Origin of the sequence: Pseudomonas sp. 478, assembly GCF_003254125.1 — a bacterium.
In the GTDB taxonomy this organism is placed as follows: domain Bacteria; phylum Pseudomonadota; class Gammaproteobacteria; order Pseudomonadales; family Pseudomonadaceae; genus Aquipseudomonas.
Genome location: NZ_QKZG01000012.1, coordinates 1 through 14,700, shown reverse-complemented (window position 1 = coordinate 14,700; position 14,700 = coordinate 1). Strand labels below are relative to the sequence as shown.

14 protein-coding genes are annotated in these 14,700 nt (G+C 60.8%); 8 read left to right on the top strand and 6 right to left on the bottom strand.

Annotated elements, in window-relative coordinates; all coding sequences use genetic code 11:
• The first annotated feature begins 3 nt into the window (after positions 1-3).
• The 8 genes from DFS28_RS22920 (at position 4) to DFS28_RS22885 (ending at position 11,632) form a co-directional block, all read left to right on the top strand.
• Positions 4-948, top strand: coding sequence for a DUF58 domain-containing protein (locus DFS28_RS22920; protein WP_008150798.1), 945 nt, complete (start codon positions 4-6; stop codon positions 946-948).
• Positions 945-1,439: a DUF4381 domain-containing protein gene (locus DFS28_RS22915; RefSeq protein WP_111451557.1), complete on the top strand. Its 495-nt coding sequence runs from the start codon at positions 945-947 to the stop codon at positions 1,437-1,439. Before DFS28_RS22920 ends, DFS28_RS22915 begins: the two co-directional genes overlap by 4 nt.
• Positions 1,432-2,508 (top strand): VWA domain-containing protein, encoded by a 1,077-nt coding sequence (locus DFS28_RS22910; RefSeq protein WP_111451556.1) that lies wholly within the window; start codon positions 1,432-1,434, stop codon positions 2,506-2,508. The genes DFS28_RS22915 and DFS28_RS22910 overlap by 8 nt, the downstream gene beginning before the upstream one ends.
• Entirely contained in the window at positions 2,505-4,244 is a 1,740-nt protein-coding gene (locus DFS28_RS22905; protein ID WP_111451555.1) for a tetratricopeptide repeat protein, read from the top strand. The genes DFS28_RS22910 and DFS28_RS22905 overlap by 4 nt, the downstream gene beginning before the upstream one ends.
• The gene (locus DFS28_RS22900; RefSeq protein ID WP_111451554.1) at positions 4,241-5,881 is read left to right on the top strand and encodes a BatD family protein; all 1,641 of its coding nucleotides are present in this window, start codon (positions 4,241-4,243) and stop codon (positions 5,879-5,881) included. The genes DFS28_RS22905 and DFS28_RS22900 overlap by 4 nt, the downstream gene beginning before the upstream one ends.
• A 275-nt stretch (positions 5,882-6,156) precedes the next feature.
• The gene (locus DFS28_RS22895; RefSeq protein ID WP_102614364.1) at positions 6,157-7,401 is read left to right on the top strand and encodes an exonuclease SbcCD subunit D C-terminal domain-containing protein; all 1,245 of its coding nucleotides are present in this window, start codon (positions 6,157-6,159) and stop codon (positions 7,399-7,401) included.
• Positions 7,398-11,039, top strand: coding sequence for an AAA family ATPase (locus DFS28_RS22890; protein WP_111451553.1), 3,642 nt, complete (start codon positions 7,398-7,400; stop codon positions 11,037-11,039). The genes DFS28_RS22895 and DFS28_RS22890 overlap by 4 nt, the downstream gene beginning before the upstream one ends.
• On the top strand, positions 11,036-11,632 hold the full coding sequence (locus DFS28_RS22885; protein ID WP_111451552.1) for a glutathione S-transferase: 597 nt from the start codon (positions 11,036-11,038) through the stop codon (positions 11,630-11,632). The genes DFS28_RS22890 and DFS28_RS22885 overlap by 4 nt, the downstream gene beginning before the upstream one ends.
• Positions 11,633-11,801: 169 nt before the next feature.
• Here DFS28_RS22885 and DFS28_RS22880 read toward each other — a convergent pair whose 3' ends face one another.
• The 6 genes from DFS28_RS22880 to DFS28_RS22860 form a co-directional block, all read right to left on the bottom strand.
• Positions 11,802-12,059: a hypothetical protein gene (locus DFS28_RS22880; RefSeq protein ID WP_111451551.1), complete on the bottom strand. Its 258-nt coding sequence runs from the start codon at positions 12,057-12,059 to the stop codon at positions 11,802-11,804.
• A complete protein-coding gene (locus tag DFS28_RS22875; protein ID WP_008157051.1) occupies positions 12,056-12,268 on the bottom strand; it encodes a hypothetical protein in 213 nt (70 codons plus the stop codon). Before DFS28_RS22875 ends, DFS28_RS22880 begins: the two co-directional genes overlap by 4 nt.
• Positions 12,269-12,383: 115 nt before the next feature.
• The gene (locus DFS28_RS30940; RefSeq protein ID WP_256596898.1) at positions 12,384-12,509 is read right to left on the bottom strand and encodes a hypothetical protein; all 126 of its coding nucleotides are present in this window, start codon (positions 12,507-12,509) and stop codon (positions 12,384-12,386) included.
• Positions 12,510-12,717: 208 nt separating this feature from the next.
• Positions 12,718-12,897 (bottom strand): hypothetical protein, encoded by a 180-nt coding sequence (locus tag DFS28_RS22870; RefSeq protein WP_111451550.1) that lies wholly within the window; start codon positions 12,895-12,897, stop codon positions 12,718-12,720.
• Between the two features lie 155 nt (positions 12,898-13,052).
• Positions 13,053-14,222 (bottom strand): lactonase family protein, encoded by a 1,170-nt coding sequence (locus tag DFS28_RS22865; protein ID WP_111451549.1) that lies wholly within the window; start codon positions 14,220-14,222, stop codon positions 13,053-13,055.
• Entirely contained in the window at positions 14,215-14,511 is a 297-nt protein-coding gene (locus DFS28_RS22860; protein WP_111451548.1) for a DUF5629 family protein, read from the bottom strand. Before DFS28_RS22860 ends, DFS28_RS22865 begins: the two co-directional genes overlap by 8 nt.
• Positions 14,512-14,700 lie beyond the last annotated feature (189 nt).

The window sequence follows — 14,700 nt, the reverse complement described above, 5'->3', positions numbered from 1 at the left end:
CCGATGAACGTCATCCTGCCGCCCGAACCGGGCATCCGTGTCAGCCTCGCCGAGCTGATCGAGATGCGCCATCGCGTGCGTGAAGTGCAACTGTTTTCCACACCGAGCCAGCGCAGCCCGCTGATCGGCCTGCACCACTCCAAACTGCGCGGGCGCGGGGTGGACTTCGATCAGGTGCGGGTTTATCAGGCCGGCGATGACGTGCGCAGCATCGACTGGCGCGTTACCGCCCGCACCCAGGAACCCCATACCAAGCTGTTCCATGAAGAACGCGAGCGGCCGATTTTCATCATGGTCGAGCAAAGCCGCCGACTGTTTTTCGGCTCGGGGCTGATGTTCAAATCGGTGCTCGCCGCCCAGGCCGCGAGCCTGATCGGCTGGGCCGCACTGGGTCATAACGATCGGGTCGGCGGACTGGTGTTCGGCAACAACGAGCACTATGAAATCAAGCCACGACGCAGCAAACAGAGCCTGCTGCAATTGCTCAACCGTCTGGTGCGGGTCAATCAGTCGCTGCACACGGAAAACGAGCCGGACCGGGACGCCTTCAACATTGCCCTGCGTCGCGCCCGGGAAGTACTGCGCCCCGGCAGCCTGGTGATCATCATCTGCGACGAACGCACCCTGACCGAGGGCGCCGAACAACAGCTGAGTCTGTTGTCGCGGCATTGCGATCTATTGCTGCTGCCGGTATCCGATCCGCTGGATCACGCCCTGCCCGCCGCCGGGCTTTTACGTTTTGCCGAACGCGGTGCGCAACTGGAACTCGACACCCTGAATTTCGAGCTGCGCCAGACCTATCGCGCCCAGGCCGAAGCGCGCCTCGCTCGCTGGGAATTGCTCGCGCAGAAGCTGCGGGTATTGCTGATGCCCCTGAGCACCCAGAGCGAGATGGTCGAACAATTGCGCGAATACCTGAACCCGCAGAAACCGGGGAAAGGCCGATGAGCAGCCTCGATCAACTGCAACCGCTGATCTCCCCGCCACCCATCGAATTCTGGCCACCGGCACCGGGCTGGTGGCTGTTGCTGGTGTTAGTGCCGTTCATTGGTTTCGGTCTGTGGAAGGCCAGGCACTTCTTTGCGAACAAACGCCCGATCGTGCGCGCCGAACAACCGCTGGACCCGGTGCGCCTCGCCGCGCTGGCAGAACTCGTGCGGATGCCCAAACCCTACGACGGCGCGCCGGCCGGTGCCTGGTTGCAGCAACTCAACGGTTTGCTCAAACGCCTGTGCCGCAACCATTACCCCTACAGCCAGAGCCACACCCTCAATGGGCGCAAATGGCTGGCATTCCTCGACAATCGCTGCCCGGCCGCCGGCCTGACCCGCTGGATGGTGCTGGTCGAAGGCGCCTACAAACCCGAATGCAAACTCGACGACAAGGCCATCGCCGGCCTGACTCAAGCGGTCGACACCTGGATTCGTAAACATGTTTGAGTTCGCCTGGCCGTGGGTCTTTGCCCTGTTGCCGCTACCCTGGCTGATGCGCGTCGTGCTGCCTGTCGCCGACAGTGGCGAGCCGGCGCTCAAAGTCAGCTTCCTCGGCGACCTCGAAGGCCTGGTCCGCCGCCGCGCCCGGGCCAACCTGCCGGCCTGGCGCCAACAGGCACCGTTCATTCTGCTGTGGCTGTTGCTACTGATCGCGGCGGCGCGCCCGCAATGGCTTGGCGAACCGCTGCCCATCGCCGCCAGCGGTCGCGATCTGCTGGTAGCGGTCGACGTGTCCGGCTCGATGGATTTCCCCGACATGCAGTGGCAGGACGAAGAAGTCAGTCGACTCACCCTGGTTCAGCACTTGCTCGGTGACTTCCTTGAAAGTCGCGATGGCGATCGCGTCGGCCTGATCCTGTTCGGCAGCCAGGCGTATCTGCAAGCACCGCTGACGTTCGACCGGCACACGGTGCGCGTGTGGCTTGACGAGGCGCGGATCGGCATCGCCGGCAAGAACACCGCCATCGGCGATGCCATCGGCCTGGCCCTCAAACGCCTGCGCCAACGCCCGGCACAAAGTCGCGTACTGATTCTGGTCACTGACGGCGCCAACAACGGTGGCCAAATCGACCCGCTCACGGCTGCGCGGCTGGCGGCTAGCGAAGGCGTGAAAATCTACCCGATCGGCATCGGCGCCGATCCGGAGCAAAGCGGCACTTTGGGTTTCCTGGGGGTCAACCCGAGCCTCGACCTCGACGAACCCTCCTTGATGGCGATCGCCGAAGCCACGGGCGGCCAGTATTTTCGCGCCCATGATGGCAAGGAACTGCAAGCGATCAAGGACACCCTCGACCAACTGGAACCGGTGACGCAGCAACCGACTCAGGCCCGCCCGGCTCAGGCGTTGTACCACTGGCCTTTGGCGCTGGCGTTGCTGTTGAGCATGCTGTTGGTTGTTCGCGAGCGCTGGCCGGATAACCCGTTGCGGCGACTGTTCACCAAGGACCTTCTGCAAACTCAACTGCCCGACTGGCGCCAGCGGCTTAAACGCCTGCGTCTGCGGAGGCGCCGATGAGTGCACTCTGGCCGTACTTGTTTCGCCCCTGGTGGTTGCTGTTGATGCCATTGCTGGGCTGGTTGCTCTGGCAACTCTGGCATCGGCAGAAACGCGCCGGGCGCTGGCAGATGATTCTGCCACCGGCCTTCCATGCCGCGCTGCTCAGTGGTGGCAGCGGTCGCGACAGCAAATTGCCGTGGGTCATCCTTGGATGTGCCTGGGTGCTGACTGTTCTGGCGCTGCTTGGGCCGAGCTGGGAACGTGTCGAGCAAGCCAGCCAGAAACCCGCCGACCCACTGGTCGTGGTCCTTGAGCTGACCCCGGAAATGCTCGCCACCGACGTACCGCCCAGCCGGCTGGAACAGGCTCGGCGCAAGCTGTTCGACCTGCTGGAGAACCGCAGCGATGCCCAGACCGCGATCGTCGTCTACGCCGGCAGCGCTCACACTTTAGTGCCGCTATCTGATGACCTGTCGACCAGCCGTAATCTATTGGATGCCCTCAAGCCTTCGCTGATGCCCCAAGTGGGACATCGCGCCGACCTGGCGGTGACCAAGGCCCTTGCCCTGCTGAAACAGGGCGCCCTCGGCGACGGGCGGATCCTGCTGATCGGTTCGACCTTGACCGAACTGGAACGCCAGGGGATTGAGCAGGCGCTGGACGGCAAATCGACACAATTTCTGATGCTCGGTATCGGCACTGCCGAAGGCGCGCCGATCACCCAGGAGGACGGCAGTTTCCTGAAGGACGACCAGGGCGCGATTCTAGTGCCACATCTGGACGAACCAGGCCTGAAAGCCTTTGCCAGCGACTTGGACGGACGCTATCGCCACGCGCGCCTGGACGATGCCGACTTGCGCGCACTAGGTTTGCTCGAGGGACCACGCACGTTGCGCAACGACGGCCATACCCTGCGCCTCGATACGTGGGCCGATCAGGGTTACTGGCTGTTGTTGCCGTTGCTGCTGCTGGCGGCGTGCGCCGGTCGTCGCGGCTGGCTGTTCTGCTTGCCACTGCTGTTTTTGCTGCCTCAACCGAGTTATGCCTTCGACTTCAACGATTTGTGGCTGCGGCCCGACCAACAGGGTCTGATCTTGCTCAAGCAAAAGCGCCCGGCCGAGGCGGCGCAGCATTTCGAAGATCGACAATGGCAAGGTGTCGCGCTCTATGAGGCAGGCGATTACAGCGGCGCCGCCCAGCGGTTCGCCGAAGGCAGCGACGCCCACGCCCACTACAATCGTGGCAACGCCCTGGCCAAAAGCGGCGAGCTGGAAGCCGCGCTGGATGCCTACGATCAGGCGCTGGAACGCCAACCGGATTTGCGTCCGGCCCTGACCAACAAAGCGCTGGTGGAAACTCTGCTCAAGCAGAAAAACACTCCACCGCCCGTTGATCAGGACAAAAACGCCGGCAACGAGACCGAGCCCCCCACGCAAGAACCGCCGCCGGGCGCGGCCACGCAACCGTCGGATAAGGGCGAACCGAAAAGCGACGGCCAACCAACCACGACGGACTCTGACCAACAGAGCAAAACGCCGTCGAAACCCGGCACCAATGAAGTCCCGGGCAGTGAACTGGGGGATGAAGACAGCACCCGACCACCGATGCGCCCGGCCAACGACAGCATCGACGGCGAACAGCGCCAGGCGCTGGAGCAATGGCTGCGCAAGATCCCGGATGACCCGGGTGAATTGCTCAGGCGCAAATTCTGGTACGAACAGCAACAACATCAGGATCAGGGAAAAACTCGATGACCCGCTTCACCACTTTCTTGCTCGCACTGCTGATCTGCACTGTTCAGGCCCAGGCTGCGGGGCTGGTCGCCAGTGTGGATCGCAGTCGCCTGAACAGCGGCGAAACGATTGAACTGACCCTGGAAACCAACGACGTGACGCAGTTCGGCAAGCCCGACCTGACACCACTGGAGCCGCTGTTCGACGTGCGCGGCACCCGTCAGGTCAACCAGCTGACCACCCTGAACGGCGACAACCGGGCGACCACTCGCTGGATCATCACCCTGCTGCCTCGGCAAAACGGCAGCGTGGTGATTCCGTCACTGCAACTGGGTGACGTGCAGAGCCAGCCGATCACCGTGCAAGTGGTCGAGACCGAAACCCAGGACAGCCCGACCCAACGGGACCCGGTGTTCATCGACGCCAGCCTCGATCAAAACAGCGTGTACGTACAAGCCCAGGCGATCCTGACCTTGCGCATCTACCATTCGGTGTCGCTGTACGACGACAGCAGCCTGCCCCCTTTGCAAATCCCCGATGTGCGCATCGAGCAACTGGGCGAAGCACGCACCTATGAGAAAGACATCAATGGCCTGCGCCACGGCGTGATCGAAATGCGCTACGCGATCTACCCGCAACACAGCGGTGAGCTGGTCATTCCACCGCAGATATTCAATGCCGCACTGGTGGACGCACAACCCGCCAAGGACTCAGCCGCGCAGGCACCGAAATCCGGCAAATTGATGCGGGTCAGTTCCGCCGAGATTCTGCTGACGGTCAAGGCCAAACCCATCACCTACCCGGCCGACGTGCCATGGCTGCCGGCCCGTAGTCTCAGCCTGAGCGAAAGCTGGAACCCGGAACCGGATCATGCGCAGGTGGGTGATTCATTGACCCGCAGCCTGACGGTAAAGGCTGAGGGGCTGGACAGTTCGCAATTGCCACCGCTGCCCGCCACCGACGTCAACGGCTTGCGGCGCTACCCGGATCAACCGGTACTGGGCAACCAGAACAGCGAACGAGGCCTGATCGGCAGTCGCGAAGACCGTGAAGCCCTCGTCCCGACGCGTAGTGGCGCAATCGAATTGCCAGCGGTTGAAGTGATCTGGTGGAACACCTTCGAGGACCACCTCGATCACAGCAGCCTGCCGGCTCAAACCCTGCCAGTGGCGAACAACCCGAGCCTGATGGTCGACACCCCGGCCGGCATGCCTCAAGTCTTTTCCGCAGCCGACAACGAAGCCCTCTGGTGGTGGAAACTCAGCACCCTGATCCTGGCCTGCACCACCCTGCTGGGCTTCGGTCTCTGGTGGCGCGCCCGCTGGCAACCGGCAATCCTGCGCGCGGCGCAGACCGGCCCGAGCCCGCGCACCGTGCTCGACGATCTCAAACGCGCCTGTCAGGCCAACGACTCCCACGCCACCCGCCAGGCCCTCGACGCCTGGGCCCGACAACAACCGGAAACCCTGGCCGATATGGCGGCGCGCTTTGTGCCGTTGTCCGACGCCCTCGATGGCTTGAACGGCGCGCTCTACAGCGAAACCGGCCAGCATTGGCAAGGTGAAGACTTGTGGCGGGCGATCAAGGCGATTCCGATTGCCGAGCGGGTTCAGGATCCGGTGGGCGACAGTGGATTGCCGCCGCTTTATCCGAAGTAAAATCACTATCACTTGAGGGAAGGGGCTTTTGTGGCGAGGGGGCTTGCCCCCGTTCGGCCGCGAAGCGGTCGTAAATCCAGGTAATGTGATGTATCTGAAGAAACGGAGGGGCCGCTTCGCGACCCAACGGGGGCAAGCCCCCTCGCCACAAAAGCCCCGCCACTACAGCAAGGTCAGTACATAGCCACATCCAACGTGTTTGCCAGTAAACTCCCTCCCCTTTAGCCGCCATCATTTTCCTCGCGGCCATCACCTTATTTCCTACGGAGTTCACCTTGCGTCTGTTTCACACCTCCGACTGGCACCTTGGGCAAAACCTGCACGGCCAGGAACGCGATTTCGAACACGCCTGCTTTCTCGAATGGCTGCTGCGCCAGCTGAAGCTGGACCAGCCAGACGTGCTGCTGATCGCCGGCGATATCTTCGACACGGTCAACCCGCCGGTCAAAGCCCAGGAACGCCTCTACGACTTCATCGTCAGTGCCCATGAACAACAACCGAAGCTGACCATCGTGATGATCGCCGGCAACCACGACTCCGGCTCGCGGATCGAACTGCCCGCGCCGTTGATGCGGCGTTTGCGCACGCATGCGCTGGGTCGTGTGCTGTGGCTGGATGATGGTCAACTCGACGCTGAGCGCCTGCTGCTGCCATTGCCGGATGCCAAGGGCAAAACCGTCGCCTGGTGCCTGGCGCTGCCGTTCCTGCGACCGGCAGAAGTGACTGGCGCGCATTTGGGTGACAACTACCTGCGCGGTATCGGTCAGGTACACGAATGGCTGATCGAAGCCGCCAATGCCAAGCGCAAACCGGGTCAGGCGCTGATCGCCATCAGCCACGCGCACATGGCCGGCGGCTCGGTGTCGGAAGACTCCGAGCGCAGCCTGATCATCGGCAACGCCGAAGCGCTGCCCGCCAGCCTGTTCGGGCCGAGCATCAGTTACGTCGCCCTCGGTCACTTGCACAAGCCGCAGAAGGTCAATGGTGAAGAGCGCATCCGCTACAGCGGCTCGCCGATTCCGTTGTCGTTCTCCGAGATTGGCTATCAGCACCAGATTCTCGACATCACACTGAAAGGCGAAACCCTGGTCAGCGTCGAACCCAAACTGATCCCCCGGGCGGTGAATCTGCAACGCATCGGTCCCGCGCCACTGGCGGAAATCCTCCTGCAATTGGCCGATTTGCCAAATATCGACCTACTGGCCGATATCCAGCGCCAGCCATGGCTGGAAGTTCGGGTGCGCCTCGATGAGCCGCAACCCGACTTGCGTTATCAAGTGGAAACCGCCCTGCAAGGCAAAGCCGTGCGGCTGGTGCGGATCGCCGCTGAATACGCTGGCAACGGCAGCCGCGATGGCGTCGATGACGGCACGACCTTGATCGAACTCGACCAGCTCTCGCCTCAGGAACTGTTCAGCCGCGCCTGGCAGGACAACTACGGCAGCGAGGTCGACGAGCAAACCCTCAAGGACTTCGCCGAGCTGTTGCAAGACGTGCAGATGGAGAGCGAACAACCATGAAGATCCTCGCGATCCGCCTGAAAAACCTCGCCTCACTGGCCGGGCCTTTTGAAATCGACTTTACCGCTGAGCCGCTGGCCAGCGCCGGTCTGTTCGCGATCACCGGGCCGACCGGCGCCGGTAAAAGCACCTTGCTCGACGCCTTGTGCCTGGCGCTGTTCGGTGCTGTGCCTCGGCTGAGCAATGCCCAGGTGTCTGCCAAAGCGCCAGACGCCGACGGCGAGATCAGCACTGGCGACCCCCGCACATTGCTGCGTCGCGGCACGGGTGAAGGTTATGCCGAAGTCGATTTCGTTGGCATCGATGGCCGTCGCTACCGCGCTCGCTGGGAAGCTAATCGCGCCCGGGAGAAGGCCGGCGGCAAGCTGCAAGCCAGCCGTCAGAGTTTGCGCGACATCGATCTGGATCAACTGCTGGCCAGTCAGAAAGTTGAATTCAAAACCCAGCTCGAATCCGTTCTGGGCCTGAACTTCGAGCAATTCACCCGTGCGGTGCTGCTGGCTCAGAGTGAATTCAGTGCATTCCTCAAGGCCAACGACAACGAACGTAGCGAACTGCTGGAAAAACTCACCGACACCGCGCTGTATACGCGCCTCGGTCGACGAGCGTTCGACAAAACCAAAGAGGCTCGCGAAACCCACAAGCTGTTGCAGGACCAGGCCACCGGCGTGACGCCGCTGTCGCCCGAAGCGCGCGCGGAACTCGATGAACGCTTCAACGAGGCTCAGCAACAACTCAAGACCCAGCAAGCGCAGCTCAAGCAATTGGAACTGCAACACACCTGGCTCAAGGATTTGCGTCAGTTGCAGGACGAACAACAGAGCGCCACCGAGCAGCTGCAATCGGCCCGGCAGCACTGGGAAGGTCTGGCCGGCGAACGTTTGAAGCTGACTCGCCTGGAGCAACTGGCCCCCCAACGGCACCAGTTCGCCCGCAAGACTGAACTCACCGCCCAGCTCACACCGCTGGCCGCGCAGATTCAGCAACACACCCAACAGCAAACCGAGCTGAACGAGCGTCAGGCGCAACTCGAACACAGCCTGAGCGCTGCGCAGGCCGCCCTCGTCGAAGCCCAAGGCCAACACACCACCAGCGCGCCACTGCTGCGTCAGGCCTTCGAAGAGCAAAGCACCCTCGCCCGTCTGGTCAAGGACGCCAGCCTCAGTGCCGAGCTCAAGCAGCAGACGGAACTGGCCTGGACTCAGGGCCAAAACACGATCCAAGGCCTGCTCGACCAACAGAAACAGGTCGCCGAACGTTTGCAGCGGATTGCCGGGGAGCTTGAACAAAGCACCCCTCTGGCGCCCTTGAGCGATGCCTGGAACGCCTACCGTGATCGCCTGCAACAGCTGATGTTGATCGGCAATCGCCTGAACAAGGGCCAGGCCGAACTGGCCGCCCTGGAACAAAGCGCCGCTCGCGCTGCCGAGGACCTGTCCACTCAGCGCCAGAGCCTTGAAGTGCTGTACAAGGAAGCCGGCGCCGAACCGGAAGCGGTGGCCGAGCAGATCCGGATTCTCGGGAGTCTGTTGCAGGATAACCGCAAGCAGCAGCGAGCTTTTGAGGAGCTGACACGCCTGTGGGCCAGTCAGCAGGAACTGGACAAGCGCGCGTCCGAACTCCAGCAGCGCCAGCTCACCGCTCAGCAAGAACGAGAACGTCTGACCCAGGACGGTGTAAAAGCCAAGAACGAATTGGTCGTTGCCGAACAGACCCTGAGCGTCACCCGCGAACTGCTGGAGCGCCAACGCCTGGCCCGCAGCGCCAGTGTCGAAGAACTGCGCGAGCAGTTGCAGGACGATCAGCCGTGCCCGGTCTGTGGCAGCCCCGACCATCCCTATCATCAGCCCGAAGCCCTGCTGCAGAGCCTTGGCCGGCATGATGAAAGCGAACAGGCCAACGCCCAGAAAGCCGTCGACCTGCTGAAAGAAAAACTCACTGACCTGCGCGCTGAAGTGGGCGGCGTGATTGCCCAGCAAAAAGAGTTGCTGCAACAACAAGAACACCTCGCGACGCAGCAGCAGAGCCTGGCACCGAGCCTTGAAGCCCATCCGTTGTCTGCGCAATTGCTCACGCAGGATGCGGCTAAACGCGATGCCTGGTTGGTGCAGCAAAATAACCAGTTGAACCAAAGCATCACTCAGGACGAACAACGGCAAACCGCCCTGCTGGCCCTGCAGCAAGACGCCGCGCGCCTTCAACAGCAACTGCGTAGCGCTGAAGCGGCGAGCCAGCAAGCTGCCCAGCACCTGGCCAACCAGCAACGTGAGTTGAGCAGTGATCGCCAGCGTCTGGACGAGGAGTTGACGGCGTTCAGCACCCTGCTCCCGGCCGATACGCTGCAAGCGCTGCGCAACGAGCCGGCCGCGACCTTCATGCAGTTGGACCGGCAGATCAGCCAGCGCCTGGAACAACTCGATCAGCAACGCGATGAACTCAGCGAACAGCAACAACGGCAGCAGACGCTGGAGAAAGAACAGGACCGCCAGCTCACTCGCCTCCAGCAGTTGGAAACGGCCCGCCAGCAGTTCACCGCCCTCGCCGACCAGCAACAGGCCTGCCAGCAAAAACTCACGCAATTGCTCGGCGAACACGCCAGCGCCGAGCAGTGGCAGCAGCAACTGGATCAAGCCGTCGAACAGGCGCGCAATGCCGAAGCCACGGCCAATCAGGAACTGCAAACCGTGCGTACGCGGCTGGTGCAGCTGGGCGCCGAACTCAAGGCTCAGCAAGAACGTTCGCAGGCACTGGACACCGAAGATCGCGAGCTGAGCGGCAAGATTGCCGACTGGCGCGCATTGCATCCGGAGCTGGATGACGGTGGTCTGGAAGATCTGCTGAGTGTCGACGACCAGCAGCTCAGCGAACTGCGCCGGCAATTGCAGCAAAGCGAAAAAGCCATCGAACAGACCAAGGTCCTGTTACAGGAACGCGATCAGCGTCTGCTCAATCACCAGGCACAGCACAACGGCAATCTCGACTTCGAACAGCTGGCGACGGCGCTTGCCGAATTGCAAAACCAGTTCACCGCCAGCGAACACCGTTGCGCCGAACTGCGCGCCGAACAGGCCGAGGATCAGCGCCGGCAAAACGCCAATCAGGCCCTCGCGCAGCAGATTGCCGACGCCTATACCGAATACCAGCGCTGGGCACGTTTGAATGCCCTGATCGGTTCGGCCACGGGCGACACCTTCCGCAAGATCGCCCAGGCCTACAACCTCGACCTGCTGGTGCATCACGCCAACGTTCAGTTGCGGCAACTGGTGCGGCGCTACCGCCTCAAACGTGGCGGCAGCATGCTCGGTTTGCTGGTGATGGACACCGAGATGGGTGATGAACTGCGTTCGGTGCATTCGTTGTCCGGCGGCGAGACGTTCCTGGTGTCACTGGCCCTGGCGCTCGGTTTGGCGTCGATGGCATCGAGCACGTTGAAAATCGAATCGTTGTTCATCGACGAAGGCTTCGGCAGCCTCGATCCGGAATCCCTGCAACTGGCCATGGATGCTCTCGACGGCTTGCAAGCCCAGGGACGAAAAGTCGCGGTGATTTCACACGTACAGGAAATGCATGAACGGATTCCGGTGCAGATTCAGGTGCGCCGTCAGGGCAACGGCCTGAGTACGCTGGAGGTGAAATGAATACGCTGTATTCCTTCCGCCGCTGCCCCTACGCGATGCGGGCGCGCATGGCCCTGCGCTATTCAGGGGTTGCGGTGAATATTGTCGAGGTCAGCCTGAAGGACAAACCTGCCGAAATGCTCGCGCTGTCGAGCAAAGGCACGGTGCCGGTGCTGAGCGTCGACGGTCAGGTGATCGATGAAAGCCTGGCGATCATGCACTGGGCCCTGGCGCAGAATGATCCGCAGGATTGGTTGCTCAAGGATGCTCCTGCCGGGCAGCAACTCATTGCCGGGTTGATCGAAGAAAACGATCAGGTGTTCAAAGTGCACCTGAATCGCTACAAGTACGCCGAGCGATACCCCGAGCAGCCAATGACGGTTTATCGAGCTGAGGGCGAGGTGTTTTTGCGCAGGCTCGATGAGTTGCTGGAGGGACGCGACTACTTGCTGGCCGAGCATCCGAGCCTGGCGGATGTGGCGCTGATGCCGTTCGTGCGGCAGTTCGCCCATGTGGATCGCGAGTGGTTTGGGCAGACGCCCTATCGCCGTTTGCAGGCCTGGTTGCAGCGGTTTCTGGAGTCGGAGCTATTTATTGGCGTGATGCAAAAATAAGAAAATACATAAATTGTGGCGAGGGAGCTTGCTCCCGTTCGGCTGCGAAGCAGTCGTGAATCGACGGATAGAGTATTCCTGAAGGGACAAGGTTGCAGGTTTTGGGGTCGCGTCGCAGCCCAGCGGGAGCAAGCTCCCTCGCCACAATGGACCTCATCGCTGCCGGCATTTACGCAAACACTTCACACATCTGCAACACCGAGCAATCCACGTGGAACGGCCCGAAGAAGTCGTTCTGGCGTTCGATTGGCGGGTTGCCGGCCAGCAGCCCCAAAGCCTTCGCGGTTTCAATGTTACGAGCAAGGTTGTGATTGGCTTCGATAGTCCGTGCCACCGACCCCGCCGAGCCCTGTCCGATCCCCAGCAAGGAAGATCCATTGGTCATGAACGCCAGGAAGGCGATGACCCAAAGTCTGTGCCCTTTCATTCCCCGGCGACTCCCGCGAGTTCAGCTTGATCGACCATCGCGGTTTGCGAACGGTGTTCAAACTGGATGCCGGGATGAGCGACTTGAATCGGCGCTTCAAGTGGTTGGCGCGATTGTGGCGAGAGGCTGACAACCAGCACCAGGACCACGTAAAGAGCGATAGCCAGGTAGGCGCCGTGTTTGGCAGAAGTGATGATTGCGCTGGCCATGATGTTCTCCGCAGGCATGTTTCGATGCCCACAGAATCGATCAAAAAACCGGTGGTAACCACTCAGGATTACCCATAGTAACCATCAGCTTCGTTAATCATTGAACCAAACTATCTTAGTCTTCAATAAAACTTATCAAGCGCTCGCGGGCCGCATCCGGCTCGTCTGGAACGGGCTGGGCAGCCGAAAGAATGGGAGTGGAATAGAGAAACAGAAGAACCACGGCCAGACGCATTGCCATGCTGTCGATCCTTATCAGGAGAAGGAGTCAAAAAATCAGCGTCAAATTTAAACGTGTGGCCATGTGATATCAAGCATTACATTGATGGCAATATAATGCTGTCGTAAACGCGTTATGCAGGAGCGACATCACTCAGGTTTCTCAAAGCTTTTCAGCTCGATCCACTCAAGTGACTTCGCTCCTGCATAAAAGGTGCAGGGTTCAAATTTCAGCCTTGGGTCTTGTGATCCAGAGCCGCGTAAAAGTTGGCGCTCTGTTGCAAGTATTTCTGGGTGTAGCTTTGGGCGTGGGATTTTTGGTCGCTGATTTCAACGTTGGCGCTGGCTGGCAACGCAACGGTGGCAGAGATTGCGGAAGCGGCGATTACAGAGAAGAGATTGAAGTTCATGGCGGTGTTCCTCGGATTCGGTTGGCTTGCTTGCCCGGTGGGGCCGTGAAGCAAACTTAACCTTCGAGGTTGGCGCCTTGAAATCTTTTGTAGCATTAGCAGATATCAGCGTCATTAATAGAAGGATGCAGGCCCCATCAACCGGGGCCTGCGGCTTATTGACGCACCATGAACTTGAGGTCGCTCGGGGCATCCATCGGCAGTTTTTGCACGGTTTTACCCAGCAGGCCTGTCTTGGAATCGCGCTCGACGACGACAATTTGGTTGCTTTTCTGATTGGCGATCAACAAGAACTTGCCACTCGGATCGAGGCTGAACTCGCGCGGGTGATCACCTTCTACGGAACGGCGCTGCAGCTCCTTGAGGTGCCCGGTCGCAGGATCGATGGCGAACACCAGCAACTGATTGGCGGTGCCACGGTTGCTGACGTAGAGGAACTTGCCATCGCTTGACGCGTGAAGTGCAGCGGCTGCCTTGTCCGAAACGGGTTGCCCCGCCGCCAGCTCAACCATCTGCGTTTGCTTGAGTTGGCCATCCTTGTAATCGAACACCGCAACCTGCGCACTCATTTCCATGGTCAGCCACGCGTGTTTGCCATCGGCGCTAAACAGCAGATGACGCGGACCGCTGCCGGGTGGCAACTGGACGGACGCCGGTGTAGCGGCGGTCAAGGGCAGTTCCGGGTTAGCCGTGGGGTCGAAGCGGTAGGCAAAGATCTTGTCGGCGCCCAGGTCATTGGAGAACACATACTGGCCGTCCGGCGAGGACACCGTGGAATGCACGTGTGCCGACATCTGCCGTTCAGGATTGACCCGGCTCGATGGATGGCTGCTCATCTGCACCACGGGTTTGAGTTTGCCATCGGCGTCCACCGGCAACACCGCCAGGGTGCCGCCCGGATCTTCAGACACCGAATAGTTGCTGACAAACAGGTGACTGGCTTCAGCGCTGAGGCCCGAATGCGTCGGCTCGTTGCCCAGGCTCTGCACCTGATTGATCAGGCTCAGTTCATGGGTTTTCGGATCGATCGCATAACTGCTGACGCGCCCTACCGGATCGCTCTGTCCCGGGCCGTTTTCGTTGACCACGAACAGCTGACGCTGATCCTTGGACAGGGTCAGCCAGGATGGGTTTTCGCTCTTGATCACTTGCAACGGCTTGGCGTCGATCTGCCCGGTAGCGCTGTCGAAGTTCAGGCGATAAATCCCCTGGCTCTGACCGGCTGTGTAGGAACCGACCAGCAACTGATAGTCGTCGGCCGACGCAGCCTGAAAACCAATCGCGCCGACGCTGCCGGCCATCAACAATGGCCAGAGCTTACGCATCCTCATTCGCTTCTTCCTCGTCGTCATCACCGCGGAACGCGGTCATGCACACCAACCGGTGCTCGCCGGAACTGCCGGTGATCAGCCAGCTTTGCAGGTCTGGATCGAAGGTCGCGGCCTCGACCTCGGCCGGGGAGAATTCCCAGTGCTTGGACACACGACCGTCCAGGCATTCGATGTGCAGGTTATCGTCTTCATCGAGGGAGAATTCGAAGGCATGCAGCCCGTCGATTTCCACCATATCGCAGTGTTCGAGGGTGGCGAGCAAGGTGTCGGTTGGGGCGGTCATGGCAGTCAATCTTTGAATGGGAAAGACGCAATGATAGCTCAATGCAGGAGCAACTCCGTGTCGGTCACTAAACTCACACACAACCCCGAACAAATGTGGGAGATTCTATGGTTGAGGGAAAGCCCTCAACTGGCTTTTGGCTGATATTCGCTTTGACCTTTCAGCAAGGCGAATACCACCCGAGCAAGC